This window comes from Vibrio chemaguriensis, assembly GCF_012275705.1.
Lineage (GTDB): Bacteria > Pseudomonadota > Gammaproteobacteria > Enterobacterales > Vibrionaceae > Vibrio > Vibrio diabolicus.
The window spans coordinates 17,318-36,374 of the sequence record NZ_SHOE01000035.1; the positions used below are offsets into that span (position 1 = coordinate 17,318).

The following is a 19,057-nucleotide window of genomic DNA, read 5'->3' on the forward strand; positions in this document are numbered from 1 at the left end:
AACTTCAGGAAGAAGAAACGGGTATTCAGGATGAATAGTCGGGCATGGATTGCAAAACTGGACATTGAACGGAATCAATAGCAACTAGGACGGTTGCTACTAAGGACGGGAAATGGACACCTCTGGACGAGGAAAGGACTGAACATCAGGATGATGTCATGGACACCGCTCAGGGAACAAGTGATGAGAGCTAACGAGGATGGTTAGCAGACCAGGATAAGGTCAAGGACACCGCTAGGAAGGCGACGAAAGGATTAAGCTGAAGGAATGCAGCACGCTATCAAGGATTTGATGCATGGAGCACTTTTAGTAGCTGGATTGCTGCGAGTAAGACTATAACCCCGACGGGCGTAAGCCCTCGGGGTTTTTCTTTGTCTAAAGATAAGCGATTTAGACTAAGAGCCTTTTCGAATAGCGTCATTTAGCTCCCTATCTTTCAGCATTTTGTTGATTCAAAACAGCCAAAACAGAAAGAGCCACCGAAGCAGCTCTTATGTTCATTTTTTCACAAAAGCCCTACAGCTTCTCCAGTCTCGCGTAAGCGGTGACTAACCATTTAATGCCTTCACCGTTGAAAGCAATCTGCACTCGGCTTTGTGGGCCACTGCCCTCAAAGTTGATGATCGTTCCTTCACCAAATTTCGGATGCATCACACGAGAACCTAGTGAAAAACCAGTCTCATTGAAGTTTTCTTTTACTGCGGTTTGGCTAAAACGTCCACTACTTGAAGGGCGACTCACTTGCGCCTTCATGCGCACTTCATCCAAACACGTTTCTGGTAATTCACGAATAAAGCGCGATGGTTTGTGGTATTTGTCCTGGCCATATAGGCGACGCATTTCCGCGTAAGTAATGTAGAGCTTTTGCATCGCGCGCGTCATGCCCACATAACACAGACGGCGCTCTTCTTCCAAACGCCCTGCCTCTTCAGCGGACATCTGGCTTGGGAACATACCTTCTTCCACACCGACCATGAATACCAATGGGAATTCCAAACCTTTCGCACTATGCAGCGTCATCAGTTGGACTGCATCTTCAAATTCGTCCGCCTGACCTTCGCCCGCTTCTAGAGCCGCATGTGTTAAAAATGCCGTCAGCAGAGACATTTCTTCCGCTTCTTCTGGTTTTTCGAATTGGCGAGTGGCGGTAACCAGCTCCTCCAAGTTTTCTATGCGAGCTTTAGACTTTTCGCCCTTCTCTTGCTCATACATCGCAAACAAACCCGAGTACTTGATCACGTGGTCCGTTTGCTCGTGCAATGGCATTTCTAGTGTATCGTCTTCCAGCGCGGTGATTAATTCGACAAAACGACTTAACGCGCCAGCTGCTCGACCCGTTAATACTTGCTCATCGAGCATTGCCAGACTGGCTTCCCACATGGTGCACCCTCTATCACGAGCTGCACGACGGATAGTCTCAAGCGTCTTATCACCCAGACCACGGGTTGGGGTATTCACGACACGTTCAAACGCGGCATCATCATTGCGGTTCGCCATCAAACGCAAGTAGCTCAACGCATCTCTGATTTCTTGACGCTCGAAGAATCGCATGCCTCCGTAAATACGGTACGGTAAGCCTGCCTGAATTAATGCTTCTTCCAAAACACGAGATTGCGCGTTGTTGCGATACAGCATCGCAGCATCATTCAATGCGCCGCCATTCTCTTGCCACTCTTTGATTTTATTGACCGCAAAGCGCGCTTCATCAAGCTCGTTATAAGCGCTGTAAACCGAGATCGGCTCGCCCACATTGCCATCCGTCCACAGCTCTTTACCCATGCGTTCAGTGTTGTTCGCAATCAAGGTATTGGACGCTTCAAGAATCGTCTTCGTCGAACGATAGTTTTGTTCGAGACGGATGGTGTTCACGCTCGGAAACTCCAGCGTGAACTTCTCAATGTTCTCGACTTTTGCACCGCGCCAACCATAAATTGACTGGTCGTCGTCACCTACAATCATCACGTGACAATCTGGGCCAGCCATCATGCGTAGCCAAGCGTATTGAATGTTGTTGGTGTCTTGGAATTCGTCAACCAAGATATGCTTAAAGCGTGCTTGGTAGTGTTCACGCACAAACTTGTTGTCACGCAGTAGCTCATGCGCGCGCAGCAAAATTTCCGCAAAGTCCACTAAGCCAGCACGATCACACGCTTCTTGGTAAGCGGTATACAGCTGCAAATAAGTTTTGGTCACTGGATCGTGATAAGCGTCGATATGCGATGGGCGTAATCCTTCGTCCTTCTTACCATTAATCCACCATGAAACTTGGCGTGCAGGCCACTGCTTTTCATCCAAGTTTTGCGCTTTGATCAAACGCTTTAACAAGCGCTGCTGATCATCGCTGTCTATGATTTGGAAATCTTCCGGTAGCTTGGCATCAAGATAGTGTGCACGCAAAATGCGGTGACAGATACCGTGGAAAGTCCCATTCCACATGCCAGATGCACTGCCCATCATCAACTCTTCAATACGACCACGCATTTCTGCTGCCGCTTTATTGGTGAAGGTGACCGACATGATCGAGAAAGGAGAAGCTTGCTCGACTGACATAAGCCAAGCGATACGGTGAACAAGAACGCGAGTCTTACCACTCCCTGCACCAGCAAGGACAAGTAAGTTTTCTAGAGGAGCTGCAACGGCTTCACGCTGTTTATCGTTTAGACCGTCGAGTAATAGAGATGGATCCATCATGATGAGCTACTGGTTATTTATACATAAAAACCGATTATAACCTAAACAGCTGGGTGCTGTTTAGACAAAACTTGATAAAAAATTCGTTGTTTTTTTAATCTTTCATTCAAAGAGTTAACGAAGGTAATCACCCCAAAACCATTCGCGAGAGTTATTTTTATGAAAGTTTTTCTGCCTCATCTCTATCTTTTAATTTAAGCAAGTGGATAAAGGTTGTACGCCAAACGGCGAATCGACTTGCCGAATGAAAGTAAAAGGAAATCACTCAGAGGAAATTATGATGAAAAAATCGAATCTTGTTGTTACTGCTGCTGTTACTGGCCTTCTTGCTCTTAGTGGCACCATGCTCACCGCAGCCCCTGCTGTCGCAGCAGAAAAAGAAAAGTGTTATGGCGTGGCGAAAGCCGGTAAAAATGACTGCGCAACGAAAAACAGCTCTTGCGCGGGCACCTCTAAAGAAGACAACCAAAAAGATGCTTTTGTTGTCGTTCCTAAAGGATTGTGTGACAAATTGGCTGGCGGTAGCACCAGCGGCTCATAACTCAACATCACAAGTTTCTGTGGGGCGCGTTGCACTTTAACCAACGCCCCCAGTTACTCGCCAATCAGAAAAGGAGTTTCACGTGAAACATCACTCTTTCCATCCTCTTGCTGGCGTCGGATTACGTTCCCCTCATCTCGATTATTTTAGCCAACACAAACCTGAGCTGTCGTGGCTAGAAATCCACAGCGAGAACTACTTTCAGCCCAACTCAGTAGAGCGCCATCAACTACAAGCATTACGCGAGCACTACCACATCAGTTGCCACGGTATTGGTTTATCGCTGGGCTCGGTGGAACGTGTGAATACGAAACATTTAGCGCAACTAAAAGCATTGATAAATACAATTGACCCGCTCTTCGTCTCTGACCATTTAAGCTGGAGTGAAAATGGTGGTCACTACTTCAATGATCTACTTCCCTTGCCTTACACGGAAGAAGCGCTGCAAGTCTTCACTCGTAACGTGCTTGAAGTGCAAGAATATCTACAACGTGAAATCTTAATTGAGAACCCATCTAGTTATGTGAAGTTTCACCATTCAACCATCAGCGAATGGGATTTTCTTACCGAAGTGCAAAAGCGCACCGACTGTCGTTTATTACTCGACTTAAATAACGTATATGTTTCCGCCTTCAATCACGGTTTTGATTGCGACACATACCTAGATGCGATTCCAGCCGACAAAGTCGACGAGATTCATTTGGCAGGTTTTACTATTAAGACATTGGATAAAGGTGAGATTTGGATTGATACCCATAGCCGTCCCGTCAGTGATGAAGTATGGCAGCTGTTCGTTAGTTGGACACAAAAACACGGCCCTCGCCATACGCTGATTGAATGGGATTTGGATATTCCTGCACCAGAAATCCTCCTTGGCGAAGCAGAAAAAGCATCCTCACTATTGCAGAAAAATCATTTAATTGACCAAAAGAGCAAAAGGAAAGCGTCATGAATCTTGCGACCTTGCAGAGTCAATTTGCTAAAGCCCTACATTATCAAGCGCTCGGTGAAGAATGCGACATTGTGAGTGACAAGTTTACCGCAGATGAACGCATACAGATTTACCGCAATAACTTTATCATCAGCTTGAGTGAGGTATTGGCAGCAACCTACCCAATGGTTGAAGCCTTAGTTGGAAAAGAGTGCTTCGATCAAATTGCTCGCCAACACGTACTTTCTCACCCCTTAGCAGAAGGTAATGTCGTACATTATGGTGTGGGCTTTCAAGATACGATTATGCAGTTTAGTCAGGTCATGACCCAAGCCCAGTACACTCCTGAAGTCGCAAGGTTTGAATGGCATATGGACTTAGCTCGACAAATACAGAATGAGAAAGTCGAAAAACCAAATCGAATCCCTTTATCTGCACTTGCCCAAGTGACGGAAGAACAACAACCTCAATTGGTGTTTCATTTGCGCACTGGCAGTCGCAGCTTTGACTCAAACTACGCCGTATTTGATCTCTTTCATACGATTCAACACCAAGATTTTGAACAGCTCAATATCAATCAATTACAGCGAGGTGTCATATCGATTCAAGCCAATGGAGAAGCTCAATGTCACGCACTCGATACCGATGTTTTTCAACTGCTGCAATGTTTAGAGCGGAAGCAGAGTTTGAGCGAAATACCCGAAGCTTTGCTCGTTCACCTTAATAGCATCATGGCACTCGATCTCGTTGACGGCTTTACATTGAAATCAATCTAAGGAGCACTCTATGACGAATACGGTTAAAAACTTAGTCAATCGGTACGACGACTTGATCAATACCTTACAAGCTGGCTTTGTCCCTTTACTACTTCTCTTTTGTCGCTTGTGGGTTGCATGGGTGTTCTTCAATTCAGGGTTAATCAAAGTTTCTTCTTGGGATAGCACGCTGTATCTATTCGAATTGGAATACCAAGTGCCACTTTTGCCTTGGGAGTTAGCGGCCTACATGGGAACGGCTGCCGAGTTAATTCTGCCAGTATTTTTAGCGTTGGGATTAATTACCCGCCCGATAGCTGCGATTCTGTTTGTGTTCAATATCATCGCGGTCATCTCTTACCCGGTATTGTGGGAAAAAGGGTTCTATGACCATCAATTGTGGGGATTCATGATTTTAGTGGTCATCGTATGGGGACCGGGAGTTATCTCTATTGACCATGTTATAAAGAACAAGTTGACGCGATAAAAAAATCCCCGCAGTGGCGGGGACTTTTTATTGTTTATTTAAGTAAGCAAGAAGCTCATCAGCTGAGATGCCCTGTTGAGCAAGATCTTTTGCCAACAGCTCAACTTGTTCACCTTTGCGCGACTCAATCACTTGCTGGAATTGGTACACGATATCACGCAAAATTGGCAGAGGTACTTGTTTAGCCGCACTACGAATACGCTCGGAGCTTTGATTACCCAGCTCATTAAGCAACTTGCCAAACATCACCTTTTCTGGTGAATCTTCCATTTGCTCTAGAATACGAGCCATTTCATACGTGGTTAACGACATTACTTTTTGAGTTCCGTTATGGTGTCAGGAAAAGTCTGAACGACAAATATACACGCCTTACTTACATTGGAAAATACTAAATTACACTGATTTACGCTTTCGCAAAGCTTGAATGCCAGTTCTTACCTGCTTTTGTAAACAGAACCACTAACGCAGGCAATAGAACCCACATATGAATTGCGATCAGTGTCTGAGGTTCCAAAGATAAACGCTGCAACGTACCAACCAACAAACCAGAGCCACTCATTTGGAACAATCCAAGCAGTGCCGCAGCCGTACCCGCTTTGTCACCAAACGGTTCCAATGCTTTCCCTGCCGCTGCACCCAGAATGAATGCAAAACCCACTGACGACATGAAAATAGGTAGCATAAAAGAAAGCGCGGTATTCTGACCATTCATCACTAGCATGATCACACCTGCGAGGCCCAGAGTCGAGATCCCCGTAACCAAGGTGTTGTGCGTGCCAACGCGCTCCATAAACTTAGGCGCCAACATACATGCCGCAATGTTTATCACCGCATTCACACCAAACCAGAAGGTGAACTCATTCATCGACAACCCCATCCCCGTCATCAATACCGATGGCGCCGAGGTGACATACGCGAGAATAACCGCCATTGCCATTAAACACAGTGAAGCATGGAAGACAAAAGATGGCGTACTAAGCACTGCCCAATAACGGCTGAGCTTAAACACGGCTTGCTTTTCCGTTGATGGGTTGGTCTCTTTCATCATGAAAAACATCAATGAACCGGACACAACGGCAAAGCCAGCCATAAAGCTGAAGTTAGCTCGCCAATCAAATTGCTGAGTTAACCAACTACCTAGAATTGGAGCTAATGCCGGAATAAAACAAATCGCGCCGTTAAGATAGCTGATCATTTTGCCGCTTTTTTCCGGGCCAAAGATATCGCGAACTGTTGCAAAGGCTGCTACCGATGTCGCACACGCACCTAAGCCTTGTAGCAGTCGGGAAACCAACATCCATTCAATATTTTGAGCACTCCACGCCAATAAAGCGCTCATCGCATAGATAGTGATACCGCCCAATGCAACAGTTCGACGTCCGAGTTTATCTGCCAAAGGGCCAGCAAACAGTTGCCCGACACCCATCGCAAATAAGAACCAAGTGATCGTGTCTTGTGCTAGCGCATTATCGACCTGAAAAGTGGAAGCAATAAGAGGTAAAGCAGGTAGATAAATATCAATCGCAAGAGGACTGAAAAGAACCAAAAGGGTCAATAACGCCATCTGTTTTTTACTATTAGAAAACTGGCTAGGCACACAACACTCCGAATTGGATAAAGAACTTTGGATAGAGCTTAATCATCTGATGATATGAATGGAAATGATGTATAATCATGAGCATTATTCCTTAGAGGAAATTCACCGTGAACGTCGAAAAACTGGCTCGTATCGATTTAAATCTATTGGTCTGTTTTAAAGTTTTGATAGAAGAGTTAAATGTCACCCGAGCCGCCCACCGACTGTGCTTGAGTCAGTCTGCCGTGAGCAAATCACTGGCTAAACTGCGCATCCAATTTGATGACCCACTTTTCACCCGAAACTCGCATGGATTAACACCAACACCGCGCGCTTTGTTTCTTAAACCTAAACTGGATCTGTTGATAAACCAGTTAGAAGTACTGACTCAACCAGAAGAGTTCTCTCCACAAAGTAGCGAATACCGTTTTCAAATAGCAGCGGTTGAAAGTGTTTACCCTCTGATTCTACCCCATTTCTTACCGGCGATTTTTCAGCAAGCCCCTGGGGTGACGATCAGCACTCACCCTTGGTCCGATAATACTTTTAAAATGCTGCAACGTGGCGAGCTAGACTTAGGCTTAACTGGAAAAGATATCGATATTAATGATGCCAAGCTGACTCTGCTGCCACCCGATGACATATGCGAACTGGAAATTTATCGAGATCACCAGATGTGTATTATTCGCAAAAATCACCCAGCATTAAAACAGCCTTGGAACCTCGAAGCGTATCTCGCCCTGCGTCACGTACAAGTGCGTTGTGACGGCAACGACCGTTGGCTGTTAGATTATCGCCTTGCCGATATTGGAGCCGACCGCGATATTGCCGTCACCGTTCCGGACTTTAATAGTGCCGCAAGTTTATGTTCCTACACTGACTTTATTTTTACCGCCCCAAGCCATTTTGTGCAGCTCGCTGCTAAACAGCTTGATTTGGTCGTACTACCACTCCCACTAGAATTTCCACCTATGGCTTACACTTTATTCTGGCACCGAGACAGAGAAAACGACCCTGCATTGGGTTGGCTACGTACGATGATCACACAAAAAACCGATCACCTTAGATAAAAATACCGCTCTCAATTTGCGCTTAGCGGGTAAAATGAGTAGCTTAACTGTCGTAGTCCTTTTTGGCTCATCTATGGCCTAGTTGTACTCCGACTCAACCTAAGTCATTGCAAACTTGCGTTGATCATAAACTGCATGAAGCAGAAGGAAACAGCTCCCACACCTGAGCATGAAGGAGCGGTAATTTGAAGGAATAAAACAGATGCACAACGAAACTCTCAGCCGCGTGAATGCGATTCGCGAATGGCTTGTACAACATAATATTGATGCCCTACTGGTTCCGCACGAGGACGAGTATTTGGGTGAATACGTCCCAGCGCACAACGAGCGCTTACATTGGTTAACAGGCTTTACAGGCTCTGCTGGTGCCGCCGTCATCACCAAAGACAAAGCCGCTATCTTTGTTGATGGCCGCTATACCGTTCAAGTCACCAAACAAGTCCCTGGTGACCTATTTGAATATCGTCACCTTATTGAAGAACCAGCTTTAGATTGGGTTCTAGACAACCTGCCAACAAACGCATCTGTCGCAATTGATCCTCGTATGCACAGCTCAGCTTGGCTAGACATGGCACAAGCTAAACTGGCTGGAAAGCTTGAGCTAAATATTCTGACCAACAACCCAATTGATGAGTTGTGGCATGACCGCCCAGCGCCTGTTGTCTCTGATGTTCGCCTGATGCCAACAGAAGCCGTCGGTCAATCAAGTGAGAGTAAGCGTCAAGAGATCGCCCAACTGGTAAAAAAAGCGGGTGCAGATAGCGCTGTGATCACAGCATTAGATTCTATTTGTTGGCTGCTGAATGTACGTGGTTTGGATGTATCACGCCTACCAGTTCTGCTTTCTCACGCGATTCTGCATGCCGACTCAACCGTTGAATACTTCCTCGATCCTGCTCGTCTACCTGCTGATTTTGACACTCACGTAGGCACCGGTGTGACGGTTCACCACCCAGAAGCACTTCAATCTCGCCTTGAAGCCATGACAGGTAAAAAGGTATTAGTTGACCCTGCAATCAGTAACGCTTGGTTTAAGCTAGTACTACAAAACTCTGGTGCGTCCGTGATTGCAGCAGCAGACCCATGTCTGATGCCAAAAGCGGCGAAGAACTCGGTTGAAATTGCCGGTATGAAGGCGTGTCATATCCGCGATGGCGTGGCAATGAGCAAGTTCCTATGTTGGTTAGATGCGGAAGTTGCTGCTGGTAACCTGCATGACGAAGCGACATTAGCAGACAAACTGGAAGCATTTCGTAGCGAAGACCCTACGCTAATCGATCTCAGCTTCGATACCATTTCAGCGGCAGGCGGCAACGCGGCCATGTGTCACTACAATCACGAGAACCAACCTGAACCTGGTAAGTTAGAACTGAACACGCTTTACCTTGTGGACTCAGGCGGTCAGTACCTCGATGGCACTACCGACATCACGCGTACTATCGCGATTGGTCAACCTTCTTCAGAAATGAAGAAGCAATTTACGTTGGCGCTGAAAGGTCATATTGGCGTTGCTCGAGCTCGTTTCCCTAAAGGCACACGTGGTTACCAAATCGATACTCTAGCTCGTCAGCACCTATGGGCGGAAGGTTACGATTACGATCACGGTACTGGTCACGGTGTTGGTCACTTCCTAAGTGTTCATGAAGGTCCAGCGAGCATTTCGAAAAAGCAAATCGACGTGCCTCTAACAGAAGGTATGGTGCTATCCAACGAGCCAGGTTACTACCGTGCAGATGCGTTTGGTATCCGTATTGAAAACCTAGAGCTTGTTGTTGAAACCCCAACTAACGGTGACTTCCCTGTTCTGTCATTTGAGTCACTAACACGCTGCCCAATCGACAAACGCAACATCAATGTTGATATGTTAACTCGTCCAGAACTTGCTTGGCTGAATGATTACCACCAGAAAGTATGGGATGAGATCAGCCCGCTGGTTGAAGGTGATGTGAAAGAGTGGCTTCGTCAGGCAACGCTACCTGTAGCACACAGCTAGAAGCTAGAAAAAATAGAGGGTTGATGTTTTGCATCAACCCTCTATTTTTTCCTATGTTTCACGTGAAACATAGCGATGATCAGTGGCTTTATTTGTTGCTTATCCAGAATACGCCGAGTGCCAATCTCGCCATACAGGGTCAAAGCCTTTGGCTCTAATCATATCTTCCACAGAACTAGCACTTCGCTCATCACTGATCTCAAACTGCTCGAGCTCAACATCATCCATCGCATAACCACCCGGCTGAGTTTTCGATGCTGCAGATATACTGGTAATGCCTAAAGCCAATGCGTTGTCTCTAAACTTCGGTGACTCACGAGTCGATAATGACAACTCCACTTCTGGATTCAACAAACGATAAGCGCAAATCAACTGAACAAGCTGCTTATCCGTCATTACTGATTTGGGTTGGAGCGCGCCCTCACAAGGACGCAAACGTGGGAAAGAAATTGAGTAACGAGTCTGCCAATACGTGCGCTCAAGATAGTCCAGGTGCGCTGCCACATAAAAACAATCTGTACGCCACTCTTCCAATCCTATCAAAGCGCCAATACCGATCTTATCGATGCCCGCTTTTGCAAGACGATCGGGTGTATCCAATCGGTATTCGAAATCCATCTTATTGCCACGTAAATGGTGCTCAGCATAAGTCGAAGGATGATACGTTTCTTGATAAACCATCACCGCATCCAAACCCAATGTCTTGAGCTCTGCGTATTCGTCTTGATCTAGCGGCTGCACTTCCATCGCCAAATAATTAAAGCGTTGCTTAATCATCGGAACCATTTCGCGGAAGTATTTCATGCCCACTTTGGTTTCGTGTTCGCCAGTCACCAGCAATACGCTATCAAACTTCATGCGTTTAATGGCTTCAACTTCTGCTGCCACTTCGTCCCTATTCAAGGTACGACGCTTGATCTTGTTCTCCATTGAGAAGCCACAATAAGTACAAGCATTGGCACACAAGTTGGAAAGATACAATGGAATGTAAAGCGACATGGTGTTGCCAAACCGCTTGCGAGTTGCCGAGTATGACAACTGCGCCATTTGCTCTAAGTACGCTTCAGCCGCTGGTGAAATTAGCGCTTTAAAGTCTTCCAAATCACGCTTGGGTTTATTCAATGCTCGCTCGACATCTTGTGCCGTTTTCGCGTAGATCGACATCGAGATGTCATCCCAATTAAGCTGCTTAAATTGCTCAACGAAGCTCATGTTTTCCTCGCTTAATAGCTAAATCAATCTAGGACTAAAGCTCATCTAGGAATGACGTCAGTGGACTCGACGCAACCGCATGAGAAACCTTACCCGCAAGTCCGGCTTCATAAGCCATACGCCCCGACTCTACCGCCAACTTAAATGCTTTCGCCATCGCAACGGGATCGCTCGAAGCTGCAATCGCAGTATTGACGAGCACGGCATCCGCGCCCATTTCCATCGCACGCGCCGCATGTGAAGGAGCACCAATACCCGCATCAACAACGACAGGAACATTAGCTTGGTCGATAATGATCTCTAGGAAGTCGTGAGAAACTATCCCTTTGTTAGAACCGATCGGCGCACCTAATGGCATGACCGCAGAACAACCTACTTCTTCCAATCGTTTACACAGAACCGGGTCAGCATGACAGTAAGGAAGGACAATAAAGCCTTCACGAACCAGTTGTTCAGCGGCCGCAAGTGTCTCAATTGGATCGGGCATCAAGTACTTCGGGTCTGGGTGAATTTCAAGTTTTAGCCAGTTTGTACCTAACGCTTCTCTCGCCAATTGTGCTGCAAACACAGCATCTTTAGCATTCTTTGCACCTGAGGTGTTCGGCAATAAGTTCACGCCCGCTTGTACTAGCGGCAGCAAAATATCGTCTTGTTGGTCGTTCACATCCACACGCTTCAACGCCATGGTCGCAAGTTGAGAACCCGATACTTGAATCGCTTCTGCCATTAATCGGCTGTTGGCAAACTTCCCTGTTCCCGTGAACAGTCTTGATTCGAATTGTTTATCACCAATTTTAAGCATCGACTTTAACCCCCTGCGATCGCTTGAAACAAAGAGATGCTATCTCCTTGTGAAAGAACTGTGCTAGCCCACTCACTGCGCGGCACAACATTGTTATTAATTGCAAAAACACAGCCCATTTCAGGCAGCGCAAATTGACTAATGATTTGCTGTAGATTCGACTCACTGGCAACTTGATGTGACTGGTCATTGATGACAATAGTGATCACATCTAAGTCAGCAGCGGTCATTTGTGTTGTTTGTTGTTCTGATAACGTCATTGCTTCCAACTCTCTTAATTTTGCCGATTATTCGTAAGCTAAATCTGAGCACACACTTGGCACTGTTTGTCTTTACTTATCGCCATGGTTTGCCATTGCAGTTTCAACCCATCAAACAGATGCAACTTGGCAGTCTCGAAATGAAACTTTCCCGTCGCCAGTTTTTGAATTGCCGCTATCGCTTGGTAGTTACCAAGTGTACCCACCACCGGACCGACGACACCGCTGTCACTGCACTTTTGAGTTTGTGGTAATTCGTCGAACGGATACAAACAGCGGTAACAGGCTTTGCTTTCTGCTAGTTGTCCACTCGGTTTTTGGTAATCAAAAACAGCAAATTGCCCTTGCCAACCAATTGCCGCCGCCGAAATGAGCGGCGTATTTTGCTCGAAACAAACTTGGTTAATTAGCTGGCGCGTTGGCATGTTATCGGTGCAGTCGAGCACCACATCCGCTAGCATCACCTCAAGCTGCAGCTGTGCTTTGTCTAGTCGCTTATTGAGGGCACGAATTTGAACCATAGAATTGAGGTCAGTGAGCTGTTTTACAGTTGCTTCTGTTTTCGCAACTTGTAGGTCTTGCTCACGATAAATGATCTGACGTTGTAGGTTACTGCTATCAACTTCATCGTCATCGACCACAACCAATTTACCAACACCCGCTGATGCCAAGTACAAACTCGCTGCGCTCCCTAACCCACCACAACCGATGATCAGCACATGCGATTTGCTCAAACGCTCTTGCCCACTTTCAGCAATTTCAGGCAGAGCTACTTGGCGTTGATAGCGAAGGAACTGCTTATCCGTGAGCATGCTCGCCTCTCTTGGTATGCGCTAATTCACTATTCTGATCAGTAAACGTTAGCTGTCTTTCTTTCATCAGTTGTGCAAAGAACTCGATGACGGACTGAGGTGATTCTGCCAACGTAATAGCTCGCACAACTGCCAAACTAGAAACACCTGTTAGCCAAACTTGGTCAGCATTAGATTGGTCGATGCCACCGATCGCGATCGTCGGAAAACCAAGCACGTCGCCACTAACGGCTTTGTCTTTTTCAGGACGGAAAGCCGACTCTGTATTTCTGTAAGGAATGCTATCAATCAGCTTTTGATACAGTGCCAAGCGCACTAAACCTTGTGGTTTCGATGGCATCTGTTTTGTGGTGGTTGGGAAAATATGCCCTAGTGCGATGTAGCTAGGATGAATTTGTACGATGCGCAGTAGTTCGTAATAACCATGCGTAGAAAGACCAAGACGAATACCGGCTTTAGTTATCTGAGCCAAATTCGATTCTTCTATGTCTTCTTGTCCCAGGTGAACGCCATAAGCGCCATGCTTGATTGCCAACTGCCAATAGTCATTGATGAACACTTGTGCTTGATACTTACGACCTAGCTCAATCGCTCGAATGATCTGTTGTTCTAAATCGGCTTGTTGTGGGTTCTTGATTCGCAGTTGAATAGTGTTGATGCCTAGTGGCAGTAGACGCTCAATCCAAGCAACATCATCAACGACTGGATAGAGCCCTAGACTTTGCTTAGTTAGAGTTGGAAAGCTAACGCTCTCACCTTGTGCAGACCAACCAACTTGAATACCTAGCCGGTTATCCTCTAGTACAGGTGTGGGGAAATCATCAAATTGGTCAGCCCACTGAGTAGATCTTCCCTCGTCAAGGTTGTCATTCAACAGTGTTTCACGTGAAACATTCGCTTGTTGAGTTAGCATTCCTCGAGCAAGTGTTAACGCATCTTCGATAGGAAAATCGAATACTGTCAGCGTTACTATCCAAGCAAGGTGATGTTCGGGATCGAACATTGCGTTGAATTTGGACTTAACGGAAAGCGCTCTCACTTCGTTGTTAATTGGGTGACGCCAGATATCAAGCTGAAGCACTTTCTCCTTTTGATCGGAAACTTGAGTATCAGCAATACCAATGTAAATCGCTTTCGACGGTTGCTTTGCGCACGCTTCTACCGATAAAGAAGAACGGTAATAAAGCACAAATGAACTCTCATGCTCAGAGTCATAACCATCAATAAGATCTGTCGTTATACGTGTGGTCTGTTGGTCGCGAACAAGCTGAATAGATTGAGTTGGGCTCACACCCAACTCAATGTCTTCAATGCTAAAACCCTGTTCTTTCGCCAACAACAAACATTGTTGAACTAAACCAGTCAGTTCAATCAATGATGACGGAATAAGGATTTTGCTCATTAGTCACTTACCTCGGCATGTGCTGCTGGATGGTATAGCTCAGAACCTGACTCTCTAAATTCTTGCGATTTCTGACGCATCCCCTCAAGAGGGTCATCCAGCATTTTGATTGAGATAGCTTGGTCCGCAGCAACTTGCTCAGTGTCTTTCGCATACTCTCGTACCTCTTGCGAGATCTTCATCGAGCAGAACTTTGGTCCGCACATCGAGCAGAAGTGAGCAACTTTTCCAGACTCTTGAGGCAAGGTTTCATCATGGAAAGCGCGTGCGGTATCTGGGTCAAGCGACAAGTTAAATTGGTCTTCCCAACGGAACTCGAAGCGAGCTTTAGAAAGCGCGTTATCACGAACTTGTGCACCAGGGTGCCCTTTCGCTAAATCAGCGGCGTGCGCAGCAAGCTTGTAAGTGATCATGCCTACCTTCACGTCTTCTTTGTTTGGTAAGCCAAGATGCTCTTTAGGTGTTACGTAACAAAGCATCGCACAGCCATACCAGCCAATCATGGCAGCGCCAATTCCTGACGTAATATGGTCGTAACCAGGAGCGACGTCTGTCGTCAGTGGACCAAGGGTGTAGAACGGAGCTTCATGGCAGTGCTCTAGCTGCTCTTCCATGTTCTCTTTGATCATGTGCATTGGAACATGGCCAGGACCTTCGATAATCACCTGTACGTCGTATTCCCACGCAACCTTAGTCAACTCACCAAGAGTACGAAGCTCCGCAAATTGCGCTTCGTCATTAGCATCGGCAACCGAACCAGGGCGCAGACCATCACCGAGAGAAAGTGCCACATCATACTTGGCACAGATTTCACAGATCTCTCGGAAGTGGGTGTATAAGAAGCTTTCTTGGTGATGCGCTAAACACCATTTCGCGATGATAGAACCACCACGAGAGACGATGCCAGTAACACGCTTTGCAGTCATTGGCACATAGCGAAGTAGTAAACCGGCATGGATAGTGAAGTAATCAACGCCCTGCTCTGCTTGCTCAATCAGAGTATCGCGCATCACTTCCCAGTTAAGGTTTTCGGCAACTCCATTCACTTTTTCCAGCGCTTGATACATAGGTACGGTACCGATCGGAACCGGGCTGTTACGCAGAATCCACTCGCGAGTTTCGTGGATGTTACGTCCAGTAGAGAGATCCATAACGGTATCCCCACCCCAGCGTGTCGCCCAAACGAGCTTCTCAACTTCTTCCTCAATCGAAGACGTCACCGATGAGTTACCGATATTGGCGTTCACTTTGACCAAAAAGTTACGGCCAATGATCATTGGTTCGGATTCTGGGTGGTTGATATTAGAAGGGATAATCGCGCGACCTTCGGCAACTTCTTTGCGAACAAACTCGGCGGTAATGTCTTTTGGAAGATTAGCTCCAAAGCTTTGACCAGGATGCTGTTGATTCAGCACATCATCACGGTACTTGGCACGACCCATGTTTTCACGCAGCGCGATGAATTCCATTTCTGGGGTGATAATACCTTTGCGAGCATAGTGCAGTTGAGTGACGCATTGCCCATCTTTGGCACGTCGAATACGTGGTAGATTACCGTAACGAAGATCGTCTAGTGTTTCGTCTTCTAAGCGTTCTTTGGTGTACACCGAGCTTACTTCATCAAGTAACTCTGTGTCACCACGCTCTTCAATCCAGCTTTCTCTTAGCTTTGGTAAGCCGCTATAAAGGTCAATATCGTAGTTCGGATCAGTATAAACACCTGACGTATCGTAGACTCGGACGGCTTCATTCGGCTCGAAAATAGGCGCCTCTTTTGTGCCACCAATCAGACTATCTGCTAGCGCTATTTCACGCATAGGTACACGAACATCTGGACGTGAACCTTCTACATATACTTTTGTGGAATTTGGGTACGGCTGTACCGAGAGTGTTTCAATAAACTGTTTTGCTTCCAGTCTCGCTTGTTTGCGACTCGACATAGCATTTTTCCTTGCTTTGTTATACTAGATAAAAAGTAATTGGATAAAAATGCTTGGCGGATAGATGCGACAAGAGGAGTCAAATTAAGGCTAAATAAAGCTTAAGTAATTTGCCTATAACAACATTCGACTATTTGATAGGTCAACCAGAAAGAACTCCGGTATAAATATCTTCTCTTGTTCCCTTCGCAGATTCTAATCTGATCAGGTTCAACGGATCCCGAATTAACGGTCTCAGCCTTATGGCACTCCGACAAGTGATATCAGTATATAAAAACGGCCTGGTTAAACCAAGCCGACCTGTTTAATTTTTAACTACTTTGCTAGCTGCGCATCAATAATTGGAAACCGATCCACGCAGCAGAGATGCTCAGCACCACATTTAATAAAATATTTAACCCCATCTTAAAAAATGCACCTTGCTGCATAAGTAAAACATTATCCATAGAAAAGGTGGAAAACGTCGTCAGTGCCCCTAAAAATCCCAAACCAATCACTTGTCGCCAAGGTTCTGTTGCCAACAGTTCATTGTCGAACGCAGCAATCAACAAGCCCATTATAAATGAACCAACCACATTAACGGTTAACGTACCGTATGGAAAACCACGCCCCAATAAAATGACACACAGTTCAGATATCAAGTAACGAGAACACGCACCAAAAGCACCACCTAGCGCAATAAAACCAAGAATGGAAAACTGCCCCATAATTCCCCCCAACACTATTGATGACGATATTGTAACCAAAACTAAAGCGATATTGATGGTGAAATTTTAGAATTCGACAACGTATTGCATTTAAAACACGCTGAGATTAAAAAAGTTACAGGAGTCACTTTACTTCAATATACCCCATCAAACCGGTTTTCATATGCTCAATAACATGGCAGTGATACATCCAACGTCCAGGGTTGTTAGCAACAAAGGCAGCTTTGGCACTGCCATTTTTTCCAAGTAAAACCGTATCGGTATGGAACGGTTCGTCAAGTTTCTTGCCATCTAACTCAAGAACAGTAAATGTATGCCCATGAAGATGAATAGGATGATGATATTGAGTAACGTTCTTCAAATTGAAGATATAGGTTTTTCCAAGTTCCAATTTTGAAAGTGGTGCTGGGATATTATCTTTACTCATTCCCTCCCAAGCCCGTTTGTTCATCAGCCAGAATTTAGGTATCGCTTTGCCCGATTTATCGGCAGGAGTGATCGCCCCCTCCCATTCAAACACATAATCGATTTGCTCCGCATTTTCCAAATCAAGATCAGGCACAGGGTTGAGAGGCAATAAAGGCAGTTTCTTGTTGCTTGGCAGGTCAGACTCAACAACTTCAAACTCACACAAAGAGAATGGGAAGCGCCCTTTCATTTGACGCACATAAACACGCTCTCCAGCCTTCGGAGCAATCAATCCGATATCCAATCTCATTCCCGGACCAATTTTGTGTTGAGTGAGCCTATAAGGCGTTTTAACTGGATTGCCATCGATAGCAATAACCCAAGCCTCTGTGCCTTCAATCGCGATCGGATAGGTAATGGTGTTATCGACATTAGCAATTCTTAATCGCGTAGTCGCGTTCTGCTTCAGCGTATAAACAGGCTCATGAATACCATTGACGCTACTCCACTCTCCTGGCGTTCCCATACGTGCACTCAAGCGCGGCACCATTAGATTCTTCCACTGTCCTTGCTTGTCTAAATGCCAATGCTTGAGGACGACTTCATGCTCTTCATCAAACTGAACAGGCTCAGCCTCTTCAACAATTATTAGCCCAACCAACCCCATACCAAGCTGCTTAACGCTGTTCATGTGTGGGTGATACCAAAACGTACCTGCATCTGGCGGAATAAACTCATACGTAAAAGTCTCTCCGGGCATGATAGGAGCCTGGCTTAAAAACGGAACTCCATCCATTTCAATAGGAATCCTCAAGCCATGCCAATGAATCGTCGTCGGCTCTGATAGCTTATTGATGAAGTTGATTGTTACCTTTTCCCCTTGTCGGCAACGAATTATAGGTGCAGGTATACGCCCATTAAAAGCCAATACCTCAGTATTGAAACCGGGCACTAGTTCAGCCGTAGAAGGCTCTGCAGTGATATCGTATATATACTGCCCCTGCTTATTAGTACTCCTAGATAGAGAACATGCAGGTAGAACAGTAAGCGCGGAGATCGCTAAGGATGATTGAAGGAAGCGTCGACGAGATATATCCATACATAGTTACCCATTAATCCAGATCGGTTGAGTGTAACTAAATATAAATAATGATTCTCATTTATTGCTAACACTTCGGAGCACTTGGTTATAACGACTAGTCTAATAGGTTGGTGAGTAATAAATACTTACAAAGAGCAGCAGGCAGCAGAAAGGCATATAGGTGGGATGAGAGGACAAATGCATAGTGGCAAGCAGATACAAAAAAGGCTCTGACCTAAGTCAGAGCCTTGATATATGGCAGGGGTGGAGAGATTCGAACTCCCAACACGCGGATTTGGAATCCGCTGCTCTGCCAATTGGAGCTACACCCCTGTAGAATTCTTATATTCTAGATTTGACAAAACCTCGCATGGGCGAGGTTGTCGATA

General features: G+C 45.9%; 17 protein-coding genes, 1 tRNA gene and 1 riboswitch. Of the genes, 6 read left to right on the top strand and 12 right to left on the bottom strand.

Annotated features, from left to right (window positions below):
- Positions 1-516: 516 nt before the first annotated feature.
- Positions 517-2,691, bottom strand: coding sequence for a DNA helicase II (uvrD, locus tag EX191_RS21385; protein WP_005397027.1), 2,175 nt, complete (start codon positions 2,689-2,691; stop codon positions 517-519).
- A 280-nt stretch (positions 2,692-2,971) separates the two neighbouring features.
- On the opposite strand from uvrD, the gene EX191_RS21390 reads away from it, so the two are divergent.
- From EX191_RS21390 to EX191_RS21405, 4 genes are all read left to right on the top strand, one after another.
- Positions 2,972-3,232, top strand: a complete 261-nt coding sequence (locus EX191_RS21390) for a BufA1 family periplasmic bufferin-type metallophore (protein WP_193448443.1) — start codon at positions 2,972-2,974, stop codon at positions 3,230-3,232.
- An 82-nt stretch (positions 3,233-3,314) separates the two neighbouring features.
- On the top strand, positions 3,315-4,184 hold the full coding sequence (bufB, locus tag EX191_RS21395; protein WP_046874566.1) for an MNIO family bufferin maturase: 870 nt from the start codon (positions 3,315-3,317) through the stop codon (positions 4,182-4,184).
- A complete protein-coding gene (locus EX191_RS21400; RefSeq protein WP_193448444.1) occupies positions 4,181-4,939 on the top strand; it encodes an HvfC/BufC N-terminal domain-containing protein in 759 nt (252 codons plus the stop codon). Before bufB ends, EX191_RS21400 begins: the two co-directional genes overlap by 4 nt.
- Before the next feature lie 10 nt (positions 4,940-4,949).
- Positions 4,950-5,405 (top strand): DoxX family protein, encoded by a 456-nt coding sequence (locus EX191_RS21405; protein WP_193448445.1) that lies wholly within the window; start codon positions 4,950-4,952, stop codon positions 5,403-5,405.
- Positions 5,406-5,432: 27 nt separating this feature from the next.
- Here the strand turns inward: EX191_RS21405 and tsrA are convergent, their stop codons facing one another.
- Both tsrA and EX191_RS21415 read right to left on the bottom strand, forming a co-directional pair.
- Positions 5,433-5,717, bottom strand: coding sequence for an H-NS-like global regulator TsrA (gene tsrA / locus EX191_RS21410; RefSeq protein ID WP_005397034.1), 285 nt, complete (start codon positions 5,715-5,717; stop codon positions 5,433-5,435).
- A gap of 91 nt (positions 5,718-5,808) precedes the next feature.
- On the bottom strand, positions 5,809-6,969 hold the full coding sequence (locus EX191_RS21415; protein WP_031780601.1) for a multidrug effflux MFS transporter: 1,161 nt from the start codon (positions 6,967-6,969) through the stop codon (positions 5,809-5,811).
- 140 nt (positions 6,970-7,109) lie between these two features.
- Here EX191_RS21415 and EX191_RS21420 point away from each other — a divergent pair, with 140 nt between their 5' ends.
- Together EX191_RS21420 and EX191_RS21425 are read left to right on the top strand one after the other, a co-directional pair.
- Positions 7,110-8,051 (top strand): LysR family transcriptional regulator, encoded by a 942-nt coding sequence (locus EX191_RS21420; protein WP_006743068.1) that lies wholly within the window; start codon positions 7,110-7,112, stop codon positions 8,049-8,051.
- A 202-nt stretch (positions 8,052-8,253) separates the two neighbouring features.
- Positions 8,254-10,044, top strand: coding sequence for an aminopeptidase P family protein (locus tag EX191_RS21425; RefSeq protein WP_193448446.1), 1,791 nt, complete (start codon positions 8,254-8,256; stop codon positions 10,042-10,044).
- A gap of 99 nt (positions 10,045-10,143) precedes the next feature.
- On the opposite strand, the gene thiH is transcribed toward EX191_RS21425, so the two are convergent.
- From thiH to EX191_RS21470, 9 genes are all read right to left on the bottom strand, one after another.
- A complete protein-coding gene (thiH, locus tag EX191_RS21430; protein WP_048626808.1) occupies positions 10,144-11,256 on the bottom strand; it encodes a 2-iminoacetate synthase ThiH in 1,113 nt (370 codons plus the stop codon).
- Positions 11,257-11,290: 34 nt separating this feature from the next.
- The gene (locus EX191_RS21435) at positions 11,291-12,058 is read right to left on the bottom strand and encodes a thiazole synthase (protein WP_193448447.1); all 768 of its coding nucleotides are present in this window, start codon (positions 12,056-12,058) and stop codon (positions 11,291-11,293) included.
- A gap of 5 nt (positions 12,059-12,063) precedes the next feature.
- Positions 12,064-12,318: a sulfur carrier protein ThiS gene (gene thiS / locus EX191_RS21440; protein ID WP_005378804.1), complete on the bottom strand. Its 255-nt coding sequence runs from the start codon at positions 12,316-12,318 to the stop codon at positions 12,064-12,066.
- A gap of 38 nt (positions 12,319-12,356) precedes the next feature.
- Positions 12,357-13,130, bottom strand: a complete 774-nt coding sequence (locus tag EX191_RS21445; protein ID WP_193448448.1) for a HesA/MoeB/ThiF family protein — start codon at positions 13,128-13,130, stop codon at positions 12,357-12,359.
- On the bottom strand, positions 13,117-14,532 hold the full coding sequence (locus tag EX191_RS21450) for a thiamine phosphate synthase (protein WP_193448449.1): 1,416 nt from the start codon (positions 14,530-14,532) through the stop codon (positions 13,117-13,119). Before EX191_RS21450 ends, EX191_RS21445 begins: the two co-directional genes overlap by 14 nt.
- Positions 14,532-16,472 carry a phosphomethylpyrimidine synthase ThiC gene (gene thiC / locus EX191_RS21455; protein WP_193448450.1) on the bottom strand — a complete coding sequence of 647 codons (1,941 nt, stop codon included), beginning with the start codon at positions 16,470-16,472 and terminating at the stop codon, positions 14,532-14,534. Before thiC ends, EX191_RS21450 begins: the two co-directional genes overlap by 1 nt.
- A gap of 164 nt (positions 16,473-16,636) precedes the next feature.
- Positions 16,637-16,735, bottom strand: a riboswitch (TPP riboswitch).
- Between the two features lie 60 nt (positions 16,736-16,795).
- Positions 16,796-17,179: a fluoride efflux transporter CrcB gene (gene crcB / locus EX191_RS21460; protein ID WP_005397071.1), complete on the bottom strand. Its 384-nt coding sequence runs from the start codon at positions 17,177-17,179 to the stop codon at positions 16,796-16,798.
- Positions 17,180-17,303: 124 nt separating this feature from the next.
- Complete coding sequence (locus EX191_RS21465; RefSeq protein ID WP_193448451.1) at positions 17,304-18,686, bottom strand: multicopper oxidase family protein; 1,383 nt, start codon at positions 18,684-18,686, stop codon at positions 17,304-17,306.
- Positions 18,687-18,924: 238 nt separating this feature from the next.
- Positions 18,925-19,001: transfer RNA gene (locus tag EX191_RS21470), tRNA-Trp, on the bottom strand.
- Positions 19,002-19,057 lie beyond the last annotated feature (56 nt).